Genomic DNA, 20110 nt, shown 5'->3' with positions numbered 1-20110 from the left:
CAGTAATGTTTTATTTGGTAGAGCTTAGAACTTAGTTGAATTTTTGAGGATATGTTATGAGTGATTTTTTTAAACGTAATAATGCTGGTGTCATTGCGAGTCTCGATAATGGTGATGCGATCTCCAATGGATCTTGTAGGCGATTCCTTTCGTCTCTCGTCTGGATTCTCTCGTCTGTTTTGCTCGTTGCCTGCGATTTTCATGGCCCATGGGAATACTATCCCGAAGAGCGCGAAGTCTATACGGGCGTTTATACGTACGGATACGTGATGGCGCACGGAAATCCTTATGTCTGTTTCTCAAAAGTCTATCAGCTCGACGAAACTTCATCGCAAGATTTTGCGTTTTACGATAGCGCAAATGTGACTGTTAGCGGACGATTTGTGTTCGGCGGAGAAGCTAAAGAACTGGATACAACTGCGGTTCTTAAACCCAAATCATCGAACCCGAATTGCTTTTATACACCTTACATGTTTTACGGAATTTCTGGCGAATCATATGAGCTAAGCGCCTCATTTAAATGGGATAGTGCAGGCCATACTGTGCAATCAACCTATAAGGCAATCGCAACGATTCCGAATCGAGTGACCGTCAAGGGTATGAATGTGCCGCAACAGAAGGGTGGTTATGTGTGGCAAGAAAATCGCAGTGAATCTAATTTGTTCTATGTGAGCTTTTTGGAATATCCGATGGATATGGAATTTGTGAAGGCCGCTTTGGATTATGATAAAACAGTACGAGGCGTTCTTTCGATTATGAACTACGACATAAGAGGCGGTGAATCGCAAAATACCACGATGAATCAGATGTTCAAAGGAATGAAAGATGCCGATGAAGAGGGGTATAGGGGAATTGCCATGCACGATCCTCTGGAAGAACAGCAAAATCTGGGCTTTTCATCGAATCGCTCAGTCGCAGGCAACAAGACTCTTGACACTCTTTATCTGATGAATATGATGCTCCCGATAGGGACAATTTCGGTAGACCTTTATTCGACCGATGATGCGTATGTTGATTATGTGGAAAAGGTAAAACAGTCTGTATCGGATTCGCGTGTTGTTCCAAAGTCTAATGTTAAAAATGGAATGGGCGTATTTTGTGGAATGGCAAAAACGACAATTAACATAGAAGTTAGTGGTGATGCTGTAGGCTTTTCACATATAGCTTGGAGTAATTGCAAGGATACAGAAGGCGATAATGCCGATAGCTGGGATTCTCGAGCCTGTAGGCTTTATCAGGATGTGGCTTGCTCTGGAATGCCGGATGAAGATGTTTCTTTACAGGGCTTGCAAGGTGCTAATGAAAAGGCTCCCTTGTATTATCGGGATTCCGTTTATAATAGACATGTGAAGGCGTGTTATGCATCAAACGTAAAGGCGGCAATGATGCTGGATACGACGAAGTGGTCTCTGTTCTTGCCGGATTCCATCAGTGAAAAAGCAAAGGCAAATGCATATGCCGATGGCCTTAAGCGCTACTGTGTGGCAAGTAATTTTGAAAGTAACAAAATTGCGGATTGTTCTGCGCTTGAAAACGAATGCCTAGAAAATCCGAAAAAGACCAATTGCAAGGAATATCTGTGGCTGTGGTGCGCGGATCGTGGCTGGAATTTGGATGAGTACGAACAGTGTAAGTCCGCACTTGTGAGCCGTTATTATCTCCAGGAATTAAAATCTAGTGTTTTGAAACGCGAAGTCGAGAATGTGTGTTATGGCTTGGGTGCAGAACCAAAAATTTGTGAAAACTGGTGCAGTGTCAAGGATGGTCGTGTAGAATGCAAATAGTTGAAAATTTTCTCAAACACGGTGACACTTTTGGTGGGTCCAGGTGTTTAAATAATGTAATTTAGAGACAACCTATTTGGAATAGTTATGAAACGATTGAATATATTGCCTTTTGTGATCCTTATTTTCTCGCTTTCGGGTCTAGCTTTTGCAGACTACGAGTCTGAAATTCGCGATCTGAAAATGCAGAAGGAAAAGCTGAATTCTGAAATTCAAAATCTGAACACTCGAATCGCATCGACGGATTCGATGCTACGTGCAGATGCATCACATCGCCAGTTGCTTGAACAGCGCTACAAGGCCGATGTGGAACGCCGTAATCTGGAAATCGATAGCTTGAATGCTAAGATTCGCAAGGTGGCATCAAGCCTCCAGCAGGAGCGCAACAAACAGGCCCGCGCAAAGAACAAAAGCGATAACGTGGCCGCAAAACGCCGCGCCTTGCGCAGTGAACTTGCCAAAATTTGCAAACAACTCGAAACGCAAATTGCGCAGACGCTCCCATGGGAACGCGATAAGCGCCTTGACCGTGCAAAATCATTGACTCGTGAAATCGAAAGCGGAAACGTGACCGAAGAAGAAGCATTTTCTCGCATGAAGTCGCTCGTGAATGAAGAAATCAAGTTTGGCGATGAAGTTTCTGTAGTCAATAGCCCGCTCACTCGCAAAAATGGCGAAATTGTAAACGCAACGATTCTTCGCATAGGGAACCAGTGGATGGTCTATGTCGATGAAAACGGAGCCTCTTACGGTCGCCTGGAACGTAAGCTGGAAAACAATAAAGTTGTTTACGAATGGAATGAAGAATTGAATCTTGAGGAACGCGCTGCCGTGAAACTTGCCATTGACGTGAAACAGGCGAAAAAGCCACCTCAGATTGTAAAATTGCCTGTAAGTTTGTCTGTTGTGGGAGGCGTGAGATGAATCCAAACGTCATTCTGAACGAAGTGAAGAATCCAGTGAAATATCTAGTCATCGTTTTAATGCTCGCCTCATCCGCATTTGCTTGGCCGTGGTCGAGCGACAAGAAAAGCGCCGAAGACGAAGCCCGCATTAAGGATTCCTTGTTGCAAGTCGAAGTGCGCAATTTGCAGCGCGAAGTTGAAACGCTTACCCGCATCCGCATGCAAAAAGCCGATTCCCTTGAAAAGCTTGATGCCAAGCATTGGAGCAACCGGTATGCCGAATCGCAGCTGACCGAAGAACACCAGAATAAAACGCGTGAACTGGATGGTCGCTATTCCAAACTCTCGACAGATCTTGGCCGCGTCACCGAAGAAGTGATGGCAAACAAAAATGTCACCGAAGAAGCGGAAGAAAAGTCCAAGAGCGAAGAAATTGCATTCGATGCGCTCAACACGCAAGTGAAGCTTTCGATTGAAAAGACGCTTGGCGATGTGGCGGGCGATTATCCGGTCGGAATGAACAAGCGCCTTTTGAACTTGAAACGCGCCAGTGCCGAAGCCGAAAAGAAAGTGCCGAATACAATTGCTGCGGTGCAGGGCTATATGGCAGATTTGCTTGCCCGTCACGAAGTCACTTACACGCAGTCTTACGGTGCTGAACTTTCGCAGGTCGGTACGCGCCCGGATGTGAACGTGAATCGTTTGCGCTTGGGAACGGTGTTCCTCGGCGAAGTTGCAAACGACAATGGCGATGTGCAGGCGCTATTGCGCTCTGGTGCTTTGCAGGGCAAGGTCTTTGAATGGAATGCAAATCTGCCTACGGAAATGGCGGCAAACATCAAGGCTGCCGTGAACCAGGCTGGGGCGGTGTCAGGTAACGCAACGGACGCGCAGGCTACTATCGCGATTCCATTGGATGTGCTGCAGAATAAGGCCATCAAAAATTCTATCACCGATACGAAGGAACTCACTTGGACCGAAGAATTTAAATTGTTCTTCAAGAAGGGCGGTATCGTGATGTATCCGCTAATGCTCGTGGCGATCATTGCGCTCCTCTTGTTCCTAGAACGTTTCGTGATGCTTTCTTATCGCGGTCATCTCGGTCGTCGCTTCACCAAGAAGATGGATGCGCTTGTCGCTGAGAAAAAGTACGAAGAAGCTGCCAATCTTTGCCTTAAGAAAGAGACGAGCCTTGCGATGGTGCTGTTTGCTGTGCTCAACAAGGTGAACGATACGCGTGAAAATGCGGAACGCTCCCTGCAAGAAGCTTTGCTCCGTGAACAGCCGAAATTGGAACGCCGCATGGGCCTTCTGGCTGCGATGGGAACGATTGCTCCGCTCTTGGGCTTGCTTGGTACGGTGACGGGTATCATTACGCTCTTTACCGTGATTACCGAAGTCGGGACGAATGATGCTCGCGTGCTTGCGGGGGGCATTTCTGAAGCTCTTGTCACGACGGAAATGGGTCTTGTCATTGCAATCCCTGTGATGATTTTGCATGGCCTTTTGAGCGAAAAGATTGAAAAAATCACCAGCGAACTTTACGTGCAAAGCACTTCGCTTATGAATAAAGTCTTTGGAAAGGAAAGTAAGTAAAATACGTCATTGCGAGTTGAAAACGCGGCAATCTCATCTGAATGAATTATGACTGATTTTCATTACATATTCATAGAATCCCTGCGGAATACGTACGAGGCGGGTGGCGTGGTGATGCTACCCATCCTCTTGTCGGGCGTTGTTGGATTCTATTTCCTTTTCTCGAGCTGGTTTCGCATCGGTAGCGATTTTTTCAGAAAGGATATCACTAAAGTCGTGAGGCGTATGCAGCGCGGTTTGACCGGCGAAAGAACTGTTGCTGGAATCGAATCTTCCTCTGATGAACAGCGTGTGCAGACGACTTTGACAAACCTTCGCAAACGCGGTGGATTTCTTTCAAGAGAACTTTCTTACGCGATTGAAATTGCGCAAAAAAATTATGACGAATTTCGCGATTACATGCAAGTACGCATGATGAAAAGTGTGCGCTACATGGAACAAGGAAACCACATAGTTTCTGTGATGGCTGCAGCCGCTCCGCTCTTGGGCCTGCTTGGAACGGTCACGGGAATGGTCTCGACTTTTGAGGTAATCACGTTGTACGGAAACCAGAACCCGGTGCTGATGGCGGATGGAATTTCAGAAGCCTTGATTTCGACGCAGAGCGGGCTCTTGATTGCGTTCCCGCTGACTCTTATGAAACAGCGTTTGGACGAACGCATTGAAATCTTGAAGCAGGAAATGGAACTTGGCGCAACGGTAATCGACAACTATTTTGCAACCCGAGCTGGACAACGTCATTGCGAGCCGTAGGCGAAGCAATCTAAAGGATTTGTTATGGAATTTAATTTACCGAGAAGAAAACAGAAAGACGTGGGCATTGAAATGGGTCCGCTGATGGATATCGTGTTCATCTTGCTCATCTTTTTTGTGGTGACGTCGTCGTTCACTCGCGAAACGGGTGTGGATGTGACGAAACCGCAGGCGCAATCGGCGAGCCAACTTGAAAAAGAAAATTTGCTCATTGCCATCACGCGCGAAGGGACGATTCACATGAATGAACGCCAGGTGGATTTGGCGAGCCTGCAAGACATCTTGAAACAGTCTCTTGCGAAAGCGCCCGACCGCGAAGCCGTCGTGATTGCCGACAAGGAATCCGAAACTGGCGTGCTCGTTCAGGTTATTGATATGTGCAATTTGGCCGGAGTCAAGAAAGTCTCCATCGCCGCCCAAGCAGAGTAACTGAGTGGAATAATGCAAAAGTTTATAAAAAAGTTTTTAAAGCGTTTTACAATCCTTCTCGCGGCGATTCTTGCGAGCTTGGTTCTCGTATTCTCCGTGACGATGGCGAACTTGTTCTTGACGGGTAAAATCTTCTACGAAAAGAAATTCGTCAAGACCGAAGTCTCCGTGAAAAAAGTTGAAGAAGTCGAAAAGAAGATTGAGAAAAAACGCACGGCACGCAAGCCAAACCGCCAAAAGTCGAATTCTCGCTCGCCCAAAGCGGGACCGCGTTTTGCCATGGCTCTTGGCGCTGTTTCTGGTACCGCTGGGGCTGCCATTAACAGCGAACTCGTTGCTGATTTCCGTGGTGGCGCACTTTCCACTGAAAAAGGCGATGTCGATAAAAAGCCCGAAAATCGCTCCATGCCGAATTTTCAGGTGCCGCCGCAAATCCGTGACCGCGAAATAGATGCCATGCTCCGCCTCAGTTTCTGTGTGGATGTTGGCGGTCGTGCGTATGATATCAAAGTCATCGAAGAGTCTCCCGCAGGCTCTGGACTTGCGCAAGCGGGGAAGGATGCTATTGCTCGTATGACTTTTGCCCCTGCTGAAAAGGACGGCAAAGCCGTTGCTTTCTGTGGCATGGAACAACCCTTCGAAGTGAAGTTTAGAGACTAGTATGAAAGTGTTTATTCTTGTTTTGCTTTTTGTAATTTCGTCGTTTGCGGCGCAATCGTCTTTTGACTTGATGGAACGCGCAAACGCCCTTTATCGCAGTGGAAAATTCAAGCAAGCTATCCTCTTGTACCGCAAGGCCGAAGACCGCGGCGCCGATCCCGTTGCCGTGAGTTTCAACATCGCCAATAGCTATTACCAGATGGACAAATATCCCGAGGCGGCCGCCGCCTACCGCAAGGCTGTGGACTATTCCGAAGGCAATTTTGCACCCGCACTTTTCAATATGGCTAGCGTCTACTTCCGCTTAAAACAATTCCCGGAATGCATTGCCGTTTACCACCGTGCGCTCAAACTCGACCCCGATAACATTTCCGGCTGGCTTTACCTCGGTGAGGCTTACTCCAAAACCGGCGACAAAGTCGGAGCCCTCCGCGCCATCGAAAATGCTTACCGCCTCGACAAAAATGACATCAGCATCGTTTACCAGCTCTCCGAAGCGAACATTGCTCTGAATGACTTTGACCGAGCCGTTGCCGTAATTCGCGAAGGCTACACGCTCCATCCCGAAGAATCCGATTTCTTAGTTTATCTTGGTGATGTTTACCGCCTGAACAAGAATTTTGAAGAAAGCGCCAACGCCTACCGCGAAGCCCTCAGCGTGAAAATTGACGACACGCAAATTATGTACAAGCTTGCCGATGTCCTTGCCGAAGACAAAAAGCCCTACATCGCCATGGAAATCTTAAATAACATTTTGCAAATCAAGCCCGTTTTTTCCGATGCCGCCATCTTCATGGGAAACCTCGCATACGATGCCAAGTTCTATGATCGCGCCGAATATGCCTACGAGCTTGCTGCTAAAAACGGGAATGCCGAAGCCGTCTTTGGTTTCAAGAATATGGCCTACGATGCCCACGCGCAAAAACGCACAGAAGAATCCGTGCGCCTCTTGAATGTCGCTTTAAAATATTTCCCTGACGACGCCACTCTCACGGCGGACTTGCTCGAAATTCAGTCCGGAAAGTGAATGGCCGCAGTGGATTATTTTAGCAGTTTATTTTCTCCGATAGATTCTAGCACGGTCATCTGCGAAATCGCAATCTGATTCAGTTTTTGCAACCGCTCTGGTTGTGGCAAGCCTTCCTTGATCAGAACTGAATTTAACGACTCCATGTTCGAAAGGCAAATTAGCTGGTTTACTGTTGCATAATCGCGGACGTTGCCTTGCAAATCGTCATGCGCATTGCGCCATTCTTTAGCAGTAAATCCAAATAAAGCAACATTTAAAACATCTGCTTCATTAGCGTAAACCATATTCACTTGCTGTTTTGTGAGTGTTGCCGGGATCAAATTCTGTTTGATGGTGTCCGTATGAATGTGGTAGTTGATTTTAGAGAGCTCACGGCGTACAGACCAGCCGAACTTGGCTTGTTCAGCTTCTTTGAGGCGTTGGTATTCGCGAACCAATAATAGTTGAAATCTGGGGCTAATCCACATTCCGAAATGATACGCTATATCTCTATGTGCAAAAGTTCCGCCATATCGTCCTGTTTTGGCTACAATTCCTTGAGCATTTGTTGAGAGTATCCATTGCTTAGCCGAAAGAACAAAATTGTTGCTTCCTGCAGCATTTTTAATTGTACCGAATTCGGTATAATTAAAATTCGGGTTGTACAAAGACTCCCATTCTCCTAGATATTCAATGGTGTTTTTATTGCTCAGCCATTTGAATATGATGTGTTCTTGCATTTGACTATGGGCCATGTCGGTCAACGAAATGTAGTCGTCATTGCCGATTCTCTGTACGGAAATTTCTGCATCCATAACCTTTATTTTCATCGTCGCCTCCCTGCGGACAAACATAAAAACCACAGTGTTTGAAAAATTTGAGCACTAGAACATTTGTTCACTAATGAATGTAATCCTTTTAGAGATGGTTGTCAAGATTTTTCTGAAAATGTTCGCAAAAAAAAACGGCGGTTTTGCCGCCGTGAATGTTCGAAATTTTTAACTCTACTCTTTTATGTTCTCTTTGCAGAACGGGCGAGTTTTTTTGGGTGGCGACAAAGTAAAGGCGTAGAGTCCGTCTTCCTTTCTAAACCACTCGGATTCGAGTGGTTTAAAATTGGGATTATACAGCTTTTCCCAAAGCCATAGGAATTACTAAAGTTTTAACTTCGCTCAAAAAGAGCCACTATAAGACAGAAAGCTCTCGCCGAAGTGGAACGCCTCATCGACTGGGAAACGGAACTTGGCCGCGTGGACTCCATCAAGATATTCCTCAAGAACCACCCCAAGTCCGCAGTCCTCAAGAAGCTCACGACCGAAATGGACGCGCTTATCGCCAAGGGCGACAACGCCGCGAAAACGGAAATCAAGGAACTGCTCAAGAAAGCGGAAACGAGAAGGAAGGAAATCGAATACAAGGAAGGACTCGAACGCCTCAAGAAAATCAAGGCTGGCATCAAGTCCGGCTCAAGCGTCCCGTTCTCGACAAACATCAGCATCGACGACCTTCGCGCCCTCAAGGGCGACAAGTTGCCTCCCACGCTCGGACACCTTGATACAGCCATCGAGAAATATAAGAAGGGACATTACTACGGCTCGGCGACAAAGAAACACGCCGCAGAAATCGAGGCGACGATGCGCGAGCTGTTCCAGAAGCACGACTTGGGGATGCACATAGAAGACGACCTGCTTGAAAAGGTTTTCAACAGCCATTTCAAAAACACCTTCGAGACAGGAAGCTCCGGCGGGTATAGCGGCCCGTCGCTAAACGCGGACGGTTCAATCAAGCAGAGCCATTCGAGACTTTCCGCAGCGCACAACCTGTTTGACCTAGGTTCTACTGAAAAATCGAACCAGCTCAAAATCTGGCAGTATGAAAAGTACGGCAACCTTCTCGACCATGACAAGCTACGTGAGGCGACGACGCACAACCGCGCCACCCAATACGGAAATGTCGCGGTACGTTTCAAGAAGGACAAAGTGACCTGCACATGGACGGCTGGCGACAGCCTAAGCGAAAGATACCAGCCCAGTCTCGTCACCGACCCGAAAGCGGTTTCCTACGACGACATGTATGAAAGCAAGCTGCCAGTGAAGGGAACGCAGACGAACGACATGACGAAATTCCGCAGCGACAACATCAGCAGCTATCTTGAACTGCAATTTCACGGCGATGTGACGGTCGATTGCGTGGAGTCGCTGACGTTCCCTTACGACCTAACAGAAAAGGCGAAGTCCAAGTATCTAGGCTTCGCCCAAAAGTGGAAATCCATCGGAACAGAGGTTTTTTACATAAAAAACGGCAAGCTGGAGAAGCTCTAGTTGCAGATTATTGTCTTTGCTTAGACAAGTATTCATTCAAGGCTTTATTGCAAGACCCATAGCTGGTATAACGCAATGAGCTAACTTGATTTGCTGGATTTTTAGTTCCTTCGAGCACGACTCTGTAATCCCCATAAAGTTCTATGCACTCGTATGCGATAGGAGTCTTTTTACCATTTAGGTAATTTTCCAAATCACGATTGCAGGATTTATAGCTTGAATAACGTTTTGTACTGACTTGATTCGCTGTATTTTTAGTCCCTTCAATTACAACTCTATAATCTCCATAAAGCTCTATGCACTCATAATCCGTTGCATAAAGACAAGCAGATAAAAGGAGATACACTGAAAGAAATTTCTTTAGCATAAAGGGCCTTTATGACATTCAAGATTTAATCTTTGTCCCAATGGGGAAAACCAGCCGGGTCAACATAATCGCAGTCAATGACTTTATCTTGAGGATTCAAGTCTAAAGTTTGCTTTTTGACTTTCTTGACTTTGCATGGAACGTTATATTTTTCCATGAGCTTTTCCAAGTCTTTATCCATATATACCTTGTATGGAACGATGATAATAAATCTGCTCTTTCGGTTGCCCTTCAATCGCTATATCATAGTAACTGTGCGGTGTCATATATTTTTCAGTCAACGTGACAAAACAAGGGTGTTGCGTTGCAAAGACAAAAATTCCGCTTTCCTGCAACAGTTCATAAACAGCCATAAGAAGTGGTTCAATATCCGTAATATCCATAATTGCCATATTAGAAACTGCTTTCGTAAAGGCTCGATTTCTTTTTAATTCTAATATACTTTTTCTATCGGTCGCATCCGCCACACAAAATTCAATTTGTTTTGCATATTGTGATTGCCGTCTTTTAGCCAATTCTATCATTTTTTTGCTGTAATCAAAAGCGACAACCGAAGGGCGTGTCCGCACAGGGACATCTTGAAATTGAAGGTACTACACCAGCCGATTGAGGGATGAAACGAAAAATCCGAGGCAGAGAGATATTCTCTTCCTCGGATTTTTTTATTTCAATAGACTCTCCGCCTCGAACTTGGTATATTGTGTTGCTGAGAAATGCGGTGCCATACACCACACATGGTTCGGAAAGTATGCTGTGAAAAAATTGCATCTTTTTTAATGCTGTCAGCGGTCTTTCCCTCTTTTCTCTTGTACGCATTGTATCGTCAGAGGCGTGGTTCAGAGCTTCCTTGTAACCCAGAGAGCAACGACCTGTATGTTTGGCTTCAGGAAGCCGCCCGCATCGACGAAGAAGAATATTCCTTCCATGGCATCCATACTGTCGATTTTCCAGTTCCCGGAGGGCCTGTAATTACAATAATTCTTCCTCGCTCCATTTTCGCCCTTCCTTCAACTTCGTGCTCTGTTCACCTTTTCACAACGATTCAATAGGCAAATTATGCTGCTTCAGAAAAGACAGCTTATCCCAATATCCTCTCTGAAACAGAATTTTACCATTCACAACATGGAAGAAGCCGCATCCCCGCAGTCCCAGAGGGTCCTTCCATTCTAAAATCGCCCACTGTCCATCTTCAAAGATATTCTCTACAATGGCAGTCATATCGGCAGTGGCAAATTCTGCTGTAAACATTTCACGGATTGCATCTATCCCAATCACGGGATCATTGGTCACCTGATGATTGGTTGCGTTATCATGGTACAAGCTCATAATTGCCTCTACATCATGGTTGTTAAAGGCATCTACCCATTTACATACTATTTCTTTTGGCCGTAACATAAATATTTCCTCCATATATCGTTAGCTGCTGTTTTCAAGATACACGATTCATGTAACATCACAATTCCCGCCGTTTCCACTGATCCAGGGCAGCTGCGACACAAATACCTGCCACAACGATCGTTAAGACGAGATAGGGAAGGTGGAAACCGTGCAGTGCTACCTCGTACACATCAAAATAACGCAATGGGGTCAGGTAGTCCAGGAAATGATTTCCTGTGTACTCGGCAGTAAAGGCCAACCCATAGGCAGCCAGCATGGAAATTGTTCCTGTCCGCACCGCAGCCTTATAGGATCGAAGCACACTGGAAAACAGCAGACCCAGGGCAAAAAAGAGAGTCTGGGTAAAGAACATTCCCATCGTTGTGGAAAGCACCGCTCCCGGCTGATCCAGACCGCCCAAAGGAAGAACGATCGTGAAATAATTACACACGCCGCTGAACAGGGCGAACACCAGCAGGTTCACTGCCGAAACGATCACCTTCGCCAGAACAATGGTTTTCCGCTTCACAGGCTTTGTGAACAGGTATTCCGATGTTCCGAATTTCTTTTCCCTTGCCACACAGGACAGTCCCAAAGACATGGCATAAGGAAACGCCAGCAGTCCCTCCCAGAAATAGATGCACACATACCAGCCGGTGGATGTCGTCAAGTCGCCTTTGACTCCGAACATGATCATGATCAGTCTCGGAAATTGGCTGACCATCGCTGCCATTTCATCCAGACTGTCCCGTAGGGACAGAAGCTCAAAATAGCAGAAACCGCACAGAAGCAGCATGATTCCCAGCCAGATCAGCAAAAGTCTTCTGGTTTGGCGGAATTCATTTTTAATCAATGTTTTCATGTTCACACCTCCTTAGCTGCGGAACTGAATGTCTTTTTTCAGAAAGACACCGTAAGAAAGCACCAAAAACAAGGCAAACAGCAGCACGCACCACCCAAGATACCGGAGGTCATAGAAGCCGGCTTTGGAGATCTCGGCGGCTCCGAAGAACGAGTAGGGAGACAGAAAACTGATAGCCCGGTTACTGACGATGTTGGAGAAGCTGGTAATGCAATACTCAACGAACACAACCAAACCGGCAGTCAGCAGCGGACTGCGGTTGCGGGAAAACAAAACTCCCACCATCAGCCCCATTGCAGCGAAGAACAGCGTCACAAGGGTCAGGGACAGGGCAATCAGGAAAAACTCTCCCCAAGGAGTTCCGGAACGGAATGTTGCCATGGCGAAAAGGGAAGCCAGCAGATACGCCGCACCCACGATCGCCACGCCGACAAACACCGTCCATGCCTTTGCCCAATAAATTGCTTTCCGGGGAAAGGGCTTTGTAAACAGGTATTCCGAGGTTCCTTCCGTACATTCTCTGGTGTGAATGGAAATGCCGAAGTGCATCCCGAAAACGCCGGAGGCAATCATGAAAAAGCTGGTCAGGAACCCGTAAATACCCAGCGGAGAGGTCAGGTATTCCATCGATACGCCGACGCTCCTGTAAAAGTCCGTGGTGCCCATGGTTTCAAAGAGTTCCACGGAGGCCGCATCCAGAAAGCTGTAATAAGTCGGTGTCATGAAAAAGATGCACGCAGCCAAGGCGATGGCCCAGCCCAGGATATAGGTTCGATGCCTTCTCAGTTCATATTTCAAAATGACCATGCCTGACACCTCCTTACGCATAGTAGTGCAGGAAGATCGCCTCCAAAGAGGGTTCTTCCAAAAGCACATCGTCCAAATGCAGCAGGTGAAGCTTGTCAATGATCGCCGTGATATTGCCGTTATACATAAAGGAAACAGAGGTCTTGTCAGGACTCTCGGTGTAGTTGGCAATGCCGGGCAGGCCCCAGAACTCACGGGGGATGGCCGTTTCAGCGGTAAGGCTGACCTTTTTATAGCCGCTTTCCCGCAGCTCTCGGATGGACTGAATGCCCACGAGCTTGCCCTCTTTTAAGATCGCCACCCGGTCACACAGCTTCTGCACCTCACTGAGGACATGGGAGGAGAAGAAAATGGTGGTTCCCCGGCTGTTCTCCTCCTTCAGAATATCGTAGAAAGCCTGCTGGATCAACGGGTCTAAGCCGCTGGTGGGTTCGTCCATGATCAGCAGCTTGGGCGAGGTCATGACGGCAGACACGATCCCCACCTTCTTCTTGTTGCCCAGAGACAGGTCTGCGATTTTCCGGGTCAGATCCAGATTGAGGCGCTCGGAGAGCTCATACATTTTCGTTTCGCAATTCATGCCGTACAGGTCTGCGCTGTATTGCAGCAGTTCCCGCACCTTCATGTTTTCATAATAGCTGTTTTCGCTGGGAAGATAGCCCACATCTCTGGCAATGACACTGGCCTTGGTCTGGCAGTCCAGGCCGAAAATAGATGCGCTGCCGCCGCTGGGATGGATCAGGCCCATCAGGGTGCGGATGGTGGTGGATTTTCCCGCACCGTTTGGGCCAATGAAGCCGAAAAACTCGCCCTGGTCAACAGAGAAGCTAAGTCCGTCAATTCCCCGATGTTTCCCATAGTGCTTGGTCAGCTTTTCCAAAACAATGATTGGCTCGCTCATTTCAGATACTCCTCCTTATAAAAATTTTTCCGCAGAATTGCGATGTTCTTCTCAAAATCATCCATGACGGTCTCAAAGTCAAAAGCATTTGCCCCACGGTACCGGGCCGCATATCCCTCGCCCATCAGAAGCAGCATCTGAAATACCGGCCGGGCATCCTCCGGGTTTTTGAATTTCAAAGCGTCCTCCTCCCGAAGAACCATATCGTTTCTGAAGCTGCAGGCTTCCTCTGTCAGAATCACCAGCGCATCGGCTACTTCGGGAGAAGTTTCTTCCCAGACGCTGGTAATAAACTGCAGGGTGAAGGGCTGATTTTGGAAGCTCTCCATTTCCATGCGGCTGGATGCCAGGATCCTGTCGAACAAATCCGTTTTGGAATCCAGATGTGCTTTTTCAAATATTTCTTCAATGACCTTTTTACAGTATTCCAGCAGATAAATATAGAGCTGTTTTTTGCTTCCGAAATACTGAAACATGGATGCCTTGGAGATATGAGCAGCCACTGCAATATCATTGACGGATGCTTTTTCATAACCAAATTTTCCGAAGCACTGAAGTGCTGCGTTCAGGATCGTCATTTTCTTTTCTTCCGTCAGCGCCAAAAATTTTTCCACTTTGATCCCTGCCTTTCAACGAAATAACCGAATCGGTTATTTATAATATAACACCAATAACCGATTCGGTCAAGTAATTAAAATTATCATTTTAAAAATAGATAGACACGCCGCTGGCCGCAATCGGTGTACTCAACCTTGAAAACGCTGCCGCATAGGGCGGCGCTCCCCTGTTCCCCAATCGGTTGGAACAGCCCTGTCACCGCATCCATCAACGGTTGAATGCCAAGGCCCTTTTTGGCGCTGCCATAATAGACCGGGAACAGGGAGGCGTCTTGAACCCGCCGCTGTTCCTCCCGCACAAGTTTTTCCCGGCTGATTGGTTCTCCTGCGATATACTTTTCCAATAATTTATCGTTATTTTTGATGACCGCATCCCATGCTTCTATGTCGGTATTTTCCTCCAGGACTATTTCCGGGGACAGCGACACCGTCTGCTTGATGATAATATCGGCGGAGAGCTTATCCCGAACAGACTGAACCACGCTCTGCAAATCAACGCCAGCCTGGTCGATCTTGTTGATAAAGATAACGGTGGGAATGTTCATTTTCCGCAGGGCATGGAACAGAATACGGGTCTGGGCCTGCACGCCATCTTTAGCGGAGATCACCAAGATGGCCCCATCTAAAACAGCCAAAGAGCGGTACACCTCCGCCAAAAAATCCATGTGGCCGGGCGTATCCACAATGTTGACTTTACATCTGTGCCACTGGAAGGAAGTGACTGCCGCTTGAATGGTAATCCCACGCTGCCGCTCCAAAAACATGGTGTCCGTCCTCGTTGTCCCTTTTTCGACGCTCCCCGGTTCTGAAATGGCTCCGCTGGCATATAGCAGGCTCTCCGTCAAGGTCGTCTTTCCAGCGTCTACATGGGCAAGAATTCCAATATTGATTATTTTCATGTGATTGTCCTCCCTTTACTGCCCCGAAGGGCATAAAAATCCTCCAAGGGCTTTACCCTAAAGATAAACAAAAAGAGGGTGAGCTGTTCAGCTCATCCTCTTTAAGTGGAGCCTCCCGGACTTGAACCGGGAACCAACGGGTTTACGTTCGTGATGCTTTCGCACCTCCGTGGACTATGTCTTCGCCATGCCCTTGCGGGTTTAGGCGTGGGAGGCTTGTGCGGTCATTAAGCAGGCTCTACTGCTCCGCTAGTCTCTACACCTTCCAGGAGTGTACCCCTGGCTCGGCTCGGCGTTGCCGTGCAGCGTTACCGCTGGTTAGGTTTCACCGATTTCTTCCCATTCGCATCCAGCCCTTTCAGACTGGTGCCACAATTTTTATGAGTCCGACGCTCTAACCGATTGAGCTAAGGCTCCGAGCGCAAAGATAGGTTTTAACTCCGCTCAAAAAGAGCCCCTATAAGACGTACTTTTGAAAATACCTTATTTTATGCGGCTTCGCAAGCGGTTGGACGCTGGAAAAATCAGAAAAATTGAATAGATTCTTGTATTTTGGGCCAATTTTGGGGAGGCTTTGTACTTTTTTGCTAGTGAAGTGTTGAAATCAATAGTTGACAAAATAAACGTTTTTGCTAACGGTTGTTTGCAAAATTTGCAAAGTTTCGCTTTTTGAAAATTCTCTATTGTAGATTAGAACCTCCAAACTTAATGGAGGTGTAATTATGAATCAATCTATTCCTGAAAAGCTAAAAGGCAAAACCTACATCGACCCGAGAACCGATACCGGATTCAAGAGCCTGTTCGCCAGTAAGGATGCCATCAAGGACTTCGTTGATGGAATCTTGCACCTGAAAGGCGACGACCAAATCAAGAATCTGAATTACTCGTTTGAACATACGTTAAGATTTATGATTCCCGAAGAGCGGAAAGTCATTTTGGATGCTTTCGCAACTACGGGTTCTAAGCGTTTCCTTAATATTGAAATGCAGAAGGCAGACCACAGTTTCTTTATCGACCGAACCATATTGTACAAAGCGTTTTTGATTATAAAAGGTAAGCATGAAATGGATAAATCAGAAGAATTTAAAACGCTCACAAAAGAAGAAAAGGAATACCGGCGTTATGAAATTCCCGAAACAATATCCATTTGGATTTGTGATTTTGAATTGCCGTACTGCATGGAAAAATACATTGATGAATGGGCTATTTATAGCAAGGAAGTGTTAGATGGAGGAATCATTGAGACGTTATTCCCCAAAAATAAGTATATTATTGTAAGTCTGCCGAAGTTTAATAAAACCGCAGACGAGGTAAAAGATCCTGTTGACGCCTGGCTCTATGTGCTCAAACACGCGCATGAGGGCGAACCGCTTCCTGACTTTGGAAATGGAATCGTCAACGACGCCTTGAACCGTATCAAAATCGAAAACTTGGACAAAACCACTCTGAACGAACTGGAGCGAGAAATGATTGCAAAAGAAGAAATAGAATGTCGTTTGGCTGGTGCCAAGATTGAGACTCGATTTGAAATGGTCGATGCGATGCTTGCTAATGATATTCCTATTGAAAAAATCGCTATTATTTCCGGTATTTCTCTGGACGAAATTAAAAAGCGCAGAGCGCAGCGCTGATGTTCAGTCCGGAAAGTGACTAGATTTCGCTCTTTTATTTTTCGTTGCAGAGCGGGCGCGCAATTTTTGGGGCTTTGCGGGCCAATTGCTCGATGGTGATTCCCGTGAAGTAATCCTTGATGATTTTCGCCAAGTCCTTCCACATTGGGAGTGTCGGGCAGACGTCTGCACGGTCGCAACCGTTTTTCCCGTCAGCAACGCATTCCACCGGGCTAATGGATGTCTCAATGACACTCAGGATTTCCCAGACCGTGAGCTCAGCCGCTGGCTTTGCTAGCTTGTAGCCGCCGCCTTTGCCGCGTGCGCCTTCGAGCACATTGTTCTTTACGAGGACTCCAAGAATCGCTTCGAGATATTTTTCGGAAAGTCCCTGACGTTCCGCCAGGTTGTGTAGCGGGTGGAATTCGGCTTCGCCGTTTTCTGCCATATCAATAATAACGCGAATAGCGTATCGACCTTTCGTTGATACTCTCATGATTCATGACTCCTTTGAACTACAATATAAATATAATTACAATTATTGTAAATTTTTTCCTACAACTTTAGTTGGCTTTTTTCAGCTCTACAGCCTCCCTTTACATATTTTTTTACTATCAGTGGTCAAAAAAAATTTCTATATTGCCTCGCATTATGGCAAAAATTCTCTTTAAAAAGCAGTTATCTCCCGCGGTATTCCAATTCCGCGTCCACGCCCCGCTGATCGCGCAAGAACGTAAGGCAGGACAATTTATCATCCTCCAGACGAACAAGGACAACGGTGAACGCGTTCCGCTCACCATCGCCGATGCCGATACTGAAGAAGGTTCTATCACCCTCATTTTCCAGACGGTTGGCAAGACGACGACCGAACTTTCCAAGTTCGAAGTCGGTGACGATATCCCGGTCTTGGTTGGCCCGCTTGGTTCTCCGACCCATATCGAAAACTTCGGCCACGTGGTCTGCGTTTGCGGTGGTGTCGGTATTGCCCCGATGCACCCGATTGTCCAGGCTCTCAAGGCTGCTGGCAACAAGGTAACGATTATCATGGGTGCCCGTAACGAAAGCCTCTTCCTCATGAAGGAAGAAATGACCGCTCTCGCTGACAACATCATTTTCATGACCGACGACGGTTCTTATGGCCGCAAGGGTCTTGTGACCGAACCGCTTAAGGAACTTTGCGAAGACACCAAGGGCAAGCCGGACATGGTCATCGCTATCGGTCCTCCGATCATGATGAAGTTCTGCGCCCTTACCACCAAGCCGTATGGCGTGAAGACTGTCGTTAGCCTCAACAGCATCATGGTCGATGGTACTGGCATGTGCGGTGGTTGCCGCGTCACTATCGGTGGCAAGACGAAGTTCGTCTGCGTCGATGGTCCGGAATTCGACGGCCACGAAGTCGACTGGAACAACATGCTCCAGCGTATGGGTGCATTCAAGCCCCAGGAACAGGAAGCATTGCACCGCTTCGGTGCCAATGACGGTCACAAGTGCAACATCGACAAGATGGCTGATGCCAAGGCTAAGGAGAGCAAATAATGTCTGAACATATGACTCGCGAACAGTTGGACGCCGCCGCCAAGGTGGAACTTGAAAAGATTAATGCCCTTCCGAAGCCCTTGAAGCCCAAGGACAAGACTGCCATTCCGGCCCAGCCGATGCCGCAGCTCGAACCGTCCTATCGCGCACGCGTGATGGAAGAAGTGGCTCAGGGGTATACCGAAGCTCAGGCTATCGTCGAAGCTAACCGCTGCCTTAACTGCAAGAAGCCGTTCTGTGTCGAAAGCTGCCCGGTGCACATCGACATTCCGGCCTTCATCGCAAAGATTGCCGAAGGCGACTTCAAGGCTGCTATTGCAAAGATTAAGGAAACGAGCTTGCTCCCGGCTATCTGCGGTCGTGTTTGCCCGCAGGAACGCCAGTGCCAGATGAACTGCACGATGGGCAAGATGCACAAGGACGTGAACCAGGCTGTCGCAATCGGTCGCTTGGAACGCTTTGCTGCTGACTATGAACGCAACAACGGTGGCGCTTCCGTTCCGGCTGTTAAGCCAGCAACGGGCAAGAAGGTGGCTGTGATCGGTTCCGGTCCTGCCGGCTTGGTCGTCGCTGCTGACGTCCGCCGCGAAGGCCACGACGTGACCATTTTCGAAGCTTTCCACAAGCTCGGTGGCGTGGTCCGCTATGGTATTCCTGAATTCCGTCTTCCGAAGAAGATTGTGGACAAGGAAATTGAATCTCTCGCCGCTATGGGCGTGAAGTTCGAAACGAACTTTGTGATTGGCCGTACCCGCAAGCTCAAGGACCTCATCGAAAAGGATGGCTTTGACGCTGTGTTCGTCGGTACCGGTGCTGGTCTTCCGTTGTTCATGAACATCGAAGGTGAAAACCTCGTCGGTGTGTTCGCAGCTAACGAATACCTCACCCGCGCAAACCTCATGCGCGCTTACGACAAGGAAAATGCCGATACGCCGATGTGGCCGGGCAAGAACGTTGTCGTCCTCGGTGGTGGTAACGTCGCTATGGACGCTGCCCGTATGGCTCTCCGCCTCGGTGCAGAAAAGGTCCGCATCATTTACCGTCGTAGCATGAACGAACTTCCGGCCCGTAAGGAAGAAGTTCTCCACGCTCAGGAAGAAGGTGTCGAATTCTGCGTCTTGCAGAACCCGGCCAAGATTCTTGGCGACGAAGCCGGTCACGTCCGTGGCATGCTCGTCGACAAGTACGAACTCGGCGAACCCGACGAAAAGGGCCGTCCGCGTCCGGTCAAGGTCGAAGGTGCAAGCTTCGAAATCGAATGCGACACCGTGCTCGTTGCTATTGGTAACGGTTCTAACCCGCTTATCAGCAACACCACGCCGGAACTTTCCGTCGACAAGAAGGGTCACATCCTTCTCGAAGATGCAACCGCCAACAAGACCTTTATGGAAAAGGTCTACGCCGGTGGTGACATCGTGCTCGGCGCTGCAACCGTGATCCTCGCCATGGGCGAAGGTCGTCGTGCCGCTGCAGGCATCAACGAATTCCTGAAGAAGTAATTCTTGCTTGGACTGTCATTCCGGCCTCCGTGCCGGAATCGCCTTACGCATTTTAAAAGAGGATGGCTTCGGCCATCCTTTTTTGCGTTGTCACCCCGGACTCTGTTCCGGGGTCGCCTTTAACCCCGTTCCTTTTTGTCAATTCTTCCTTTTTTGTGACATCGCCTTTTCCCAA

At 47.7% G+C, this 20110-nt stretch carries 20 protein-coding genes and 3 pseudogenes; 11 read left to right on the top strand and 12 right to left on the bottom strand.

What is annotated here, in order from left to right:
- The first annotated feature begins 56 nt into the window (after positions 1 to 56).
- The 7 genes from CRN95_RS04730 to CRN95_RS04700 all read left to right on the top strand — a co-directional run bounded on the left by CRN95_RS04730 (position 57) and on the right by CRN95_RS04700 (position 7154).
- Positions 57 to 1784 carry a hypothetical protein gene (locus tag CRN95_RS04730; RefSeq protein ID WP_235002877.1) on the top strand — a complete coding sequence of 576 codons (1728 nt, stop codon included), beginning with the start codon at positions 57 to 59 and terminating at the stop codon, positions 1782 to 1784.
- Positions 1785 to 1898: 114 nt separating this feature from the next.
- Positions 1899 to 2708: a DUF3450 family protein gene (locus CRN95_RS04725; RefSeq protein WP_235002876.1), complete on the top strand. Its 810-nt coding sequence runs from the start codon at positions 1899 to 1901 to the stop codon at positions 2706 to 2708.
- Positions 2705 to 4285 (top strand): MotA/TolQ/ExbB proton channel family protein, encoded by a 1581-nt coding sequence (locus CRN95_RS04720; RefSeq protein ID WP_097020211.1) that lies wholly within the window; start codon positions 2705 to 2707, stop codon positions 4283 to 4285. Before CRN95_RS04725 ends, CRN95_RS04720 begins: the two co-directional genes overlap by 4 nt.
- A 48-nt stretch (positions 4286 to 4333) precedes the next feature.
- Entirely contained in the window at positions 4334 to 5038 is a 705-nt protein-coding gene (locus CRN95_RS04715; RefSeq protein WP_097020210.1) for a MotA/TolQ/ExbB proton channel family protein, read from the top strand.
- A 24-nt stretch (positions 5039 to 5062) separates the two neighbouring features.
- A complete protein-coding gene (locus CRN95_RS04710; protein ID WP_014545652.1) occupies positions 5063 to 5467 on the top strand; it encodes a biopolymer transporter ExbD in 405 nt (134 codons plus the stop codon).
- Between the two features lie 12 nt (positions 5468 to 5479).
- Positions 5480 to 6127 carry an energy transducer TonB gene (locus CRN95_RS04705; protein ID WP_097020209.1) on the top strand — a complete coding sequence of 216 codons (648 nt, stop codon included), beginning with the start codon at positions 5480 to 5482 and terminating at the stop codon, positions 6125 to 6127.
- Between the two features lies 1 nt (position 6128).
- The gene (locus CRN95_RS04700; RefSeq protein WP_097020208.1) at positions 6129 to 7154 is read left to right on the top strand and encodes a tetratricopeptide repeat protein; all 1026 of its coding nucleotides are present in this window, start codon (positions 6129 to 6131) and stop codon (positions 7152 to 7154) included.
- Between the two features lie 14 nt (positions 7155 to 7168).
- Here the strand turns inward: CRN95_RS04700 and CRN95_RS04695 are convergent, their stop codons facing one another.
- Entirely contained in the window at positions 7169 to 7966 is a 798-nt protein-coding gene (locus CRN95_RS04695) for a KilA-N domain-containing protein (RefSeq protein ID WP_073423624.1), read from the bottom strand.
- A gap of 213 nt (positions 7967 to 8179) precedes the next feature.
- Positions 8180 to 8287 (bottom strand): annotated as a pseudogene (locus CRN95_RS15130) (KilA-N domain-containing protein); the annotation flags it as partial.
- Positions 8288 to 8347: 60 nt separating this feature from the next.
- On the opposite strand from CRN95_RS15130, the gene CRN95_RS04685 reads away from it, so the two are divergent.
- Entirely contained in the window at positions 8348 to 9457 is a 1110-nt protein-coding gene (locus tag CRN95_RS04685; protein ID WP_097020207.1) for a hypothetical protein, read from the top strand.
- 7 nt (positions 9458 to 9464) lie between these two features.
- Here CRN95_RS04685 and CRN95_RS14625 read toward each other — a convergent pair whose 3' ends face one another.
- The 9 genes and pseudogenes from CRN95_RS14625 to CRN95_RS04650 form a co-directional block, all read right to left on the bottom strand.
- Entirely contained in the window at positions 9465 to 9824 is a 360-nt protein-coding gene (locus CRN95_RS14625) for a hypothetical protein (protein ID WP_145993960.1), read from the bottom strand.
- A 25-nt stretch (positions 9825 to 9849) separates the two neighbouring features.
- The gene (locus tag CRN95_RS14900; protein WP_170861496.1) at positions 9850 to 10005 is read right to left on the bottom strand and encodes a hypothetical protein; all 156 of its coding nucleotides are present in this window, start codon (positions 10003 to 10005) and stop codon (positions 9850 to 9852) included.
- Positions 10004 to 10378, bottom strand: a pseudogene (locus tag CRN95_RS04680) (class I SAM-dependent methyltransferase); the annotation flags it as partial. The gene CRN95_RS14900 and the pseudogene CRN95_RS04680, both read right to left, overlap by 2 nt.
- 478 nt (positions 10379 to 10856) lie before the next feature.
- Positions 10857 to 11219, bottom strand: a complete 363-nt coding sequence (locus CRN95_RS04675) for a nuclear transport factor 2 family protein (protein ID WP_072831146.1) — start codon at positions 11217 to 11219, stop codon at positions 10857 to 10859.
- A 58-nt stretch (positions 11220 to 11277) separates the two neighbouring features.
- Positions 11278 to 12063, bottom strand: coding sequence for an ABC transporter permease subunit (locus CRN95_RS04670; protein WP_026667057.1), 786 nt, complete (start codon positions 12061 to 12063; stop codon positions 11278 to 11280).
- Positions 12064 to 12075: 12 nt separating this feature from the next.
- Positions 12076 to 12870, bottom strand: coding sequence for an ABC transporter permease subunit (locus CRN95_RS04665; protein ID WP_035769273.1), 795 nt, complete (start codon positions 12868 to 12870; stop codon positions 12076 to 12078).
- Between the two features lie 13 nt (positions 12871 to 12883).
- On the bottom strand, positions 12884 to 13771 hold the full coding sequence (locus CRN95_RS04660) for an ABC transporter ATP-binding protein (RefSeq protein WP_097020206.1): 888 nt from the start codon (positions 13769 to 13771) through the stop codon (positions 12884 to 12886).
- Positions 13768 to 14385, bottom strand: a complete 618-nt coding sequence (locus CRN95_RS04655) for a TetR/AcrR family transcriptional regulator (protein WP_073053488.1) — start codon at positions 14383 to 14385, stop codon at positions 13768 to 13770. The genes CRN95_RS04660 and CRN95_RS04655 overlap by 4 nt, the downstream gene beginning before the upstream one ends.
- A 92-nt stretch (positions 14386 to 14477) precedes the next feature.
- Positions 14478 to 15287 (bottom strand): annotated as a pseudogene (locus CRN95_RS04650) (GTP-binding protein); the annotation flags it as partial.
- A 722-nt stretch (positions 15288 to 16009) separates the two neighbouring features.
- Here CRN95_RS04650 and CRN95_RS04645 point away from each other — a divergent pair.
- Positions 16010 to 16918, top strand: coding sequence for a PD-(D/E)XK nuclease family transposase (locus CRN95_RS04645; RefSeq protein ID WP_097020205.1), 909 nt, complete (start codon positions 16010 to 16012; stop codon positions 16916 to 16918).
- A gap of 34 nt (positions 16919 to 16952) precedes the next feature.
- Here CRN95_RS04645 and CRN95_RS04640 read toward each other — a convergent pair whose 3' ends face one another.
- Positions 16953 to 17393 (bottom strand): Rrf2 family transcriptional regulator, encoded by a 441-nt coding sequence (locus CRN95_RS04640; protein ID WP_085491169.1) that lies wholly within the window; start codon positions 17391 to 17393, stop codon positions 16953 to 16955.
- A gap of 155 nt (positions 17394 to 17548) precedes the next feature.
- Between CRN95_RS04640 and CRN95_RS04635 the strand changes: the two genes are divergently transcribed.
- The gene (locus CRN95_RS04635; RefSeq protein ID WP_097020204.1) at positions 17549 to 18436 is read left to right on the top strand and encodes a sulfide/dihydroorotate dehydrogenase-like FAD/NAD-binding protein; all 888 of its coding nucleotides are present in this window, start codon (positions 17549 to 17551) and stop codon (positions 18434 to 18436) included.
- Positions 18436 to 19935 carry an NADPH-dependent glutamate synthase gene (gltA, locus tag CRN95_RS04630; RefSeq protein WP_015731852.1) on the top strand — a complete coding sequence of 500 codons (1500 nt, stop codon included), beginning with the start codon at positions 18436 to 18438 and terminating at the stop codon, positions 19933 to 19935. The genes CRN95_RS04635 and gltA overlap by 1 nt, the downstream gene beginning before the upstream one ends.
- Positions 19936 to 20110: the final 175 nt, after the last annotated feature.

The sequence above is a fragment of the Fibrobacter sp. UWB16 genome (genome assembly GCF_900215325.1).
Classification (GTDB): Bacteria; Fibrobacterota; Fibrobacteria; order Fibrobacterales; family Fibrobacteraceae; genus Fibrobacter.
The sequence above is the reverse complement of the archived record's forward strand: the minus strand, read 5'-3'. Positions and strand labels throughout refer to the sequence as shown.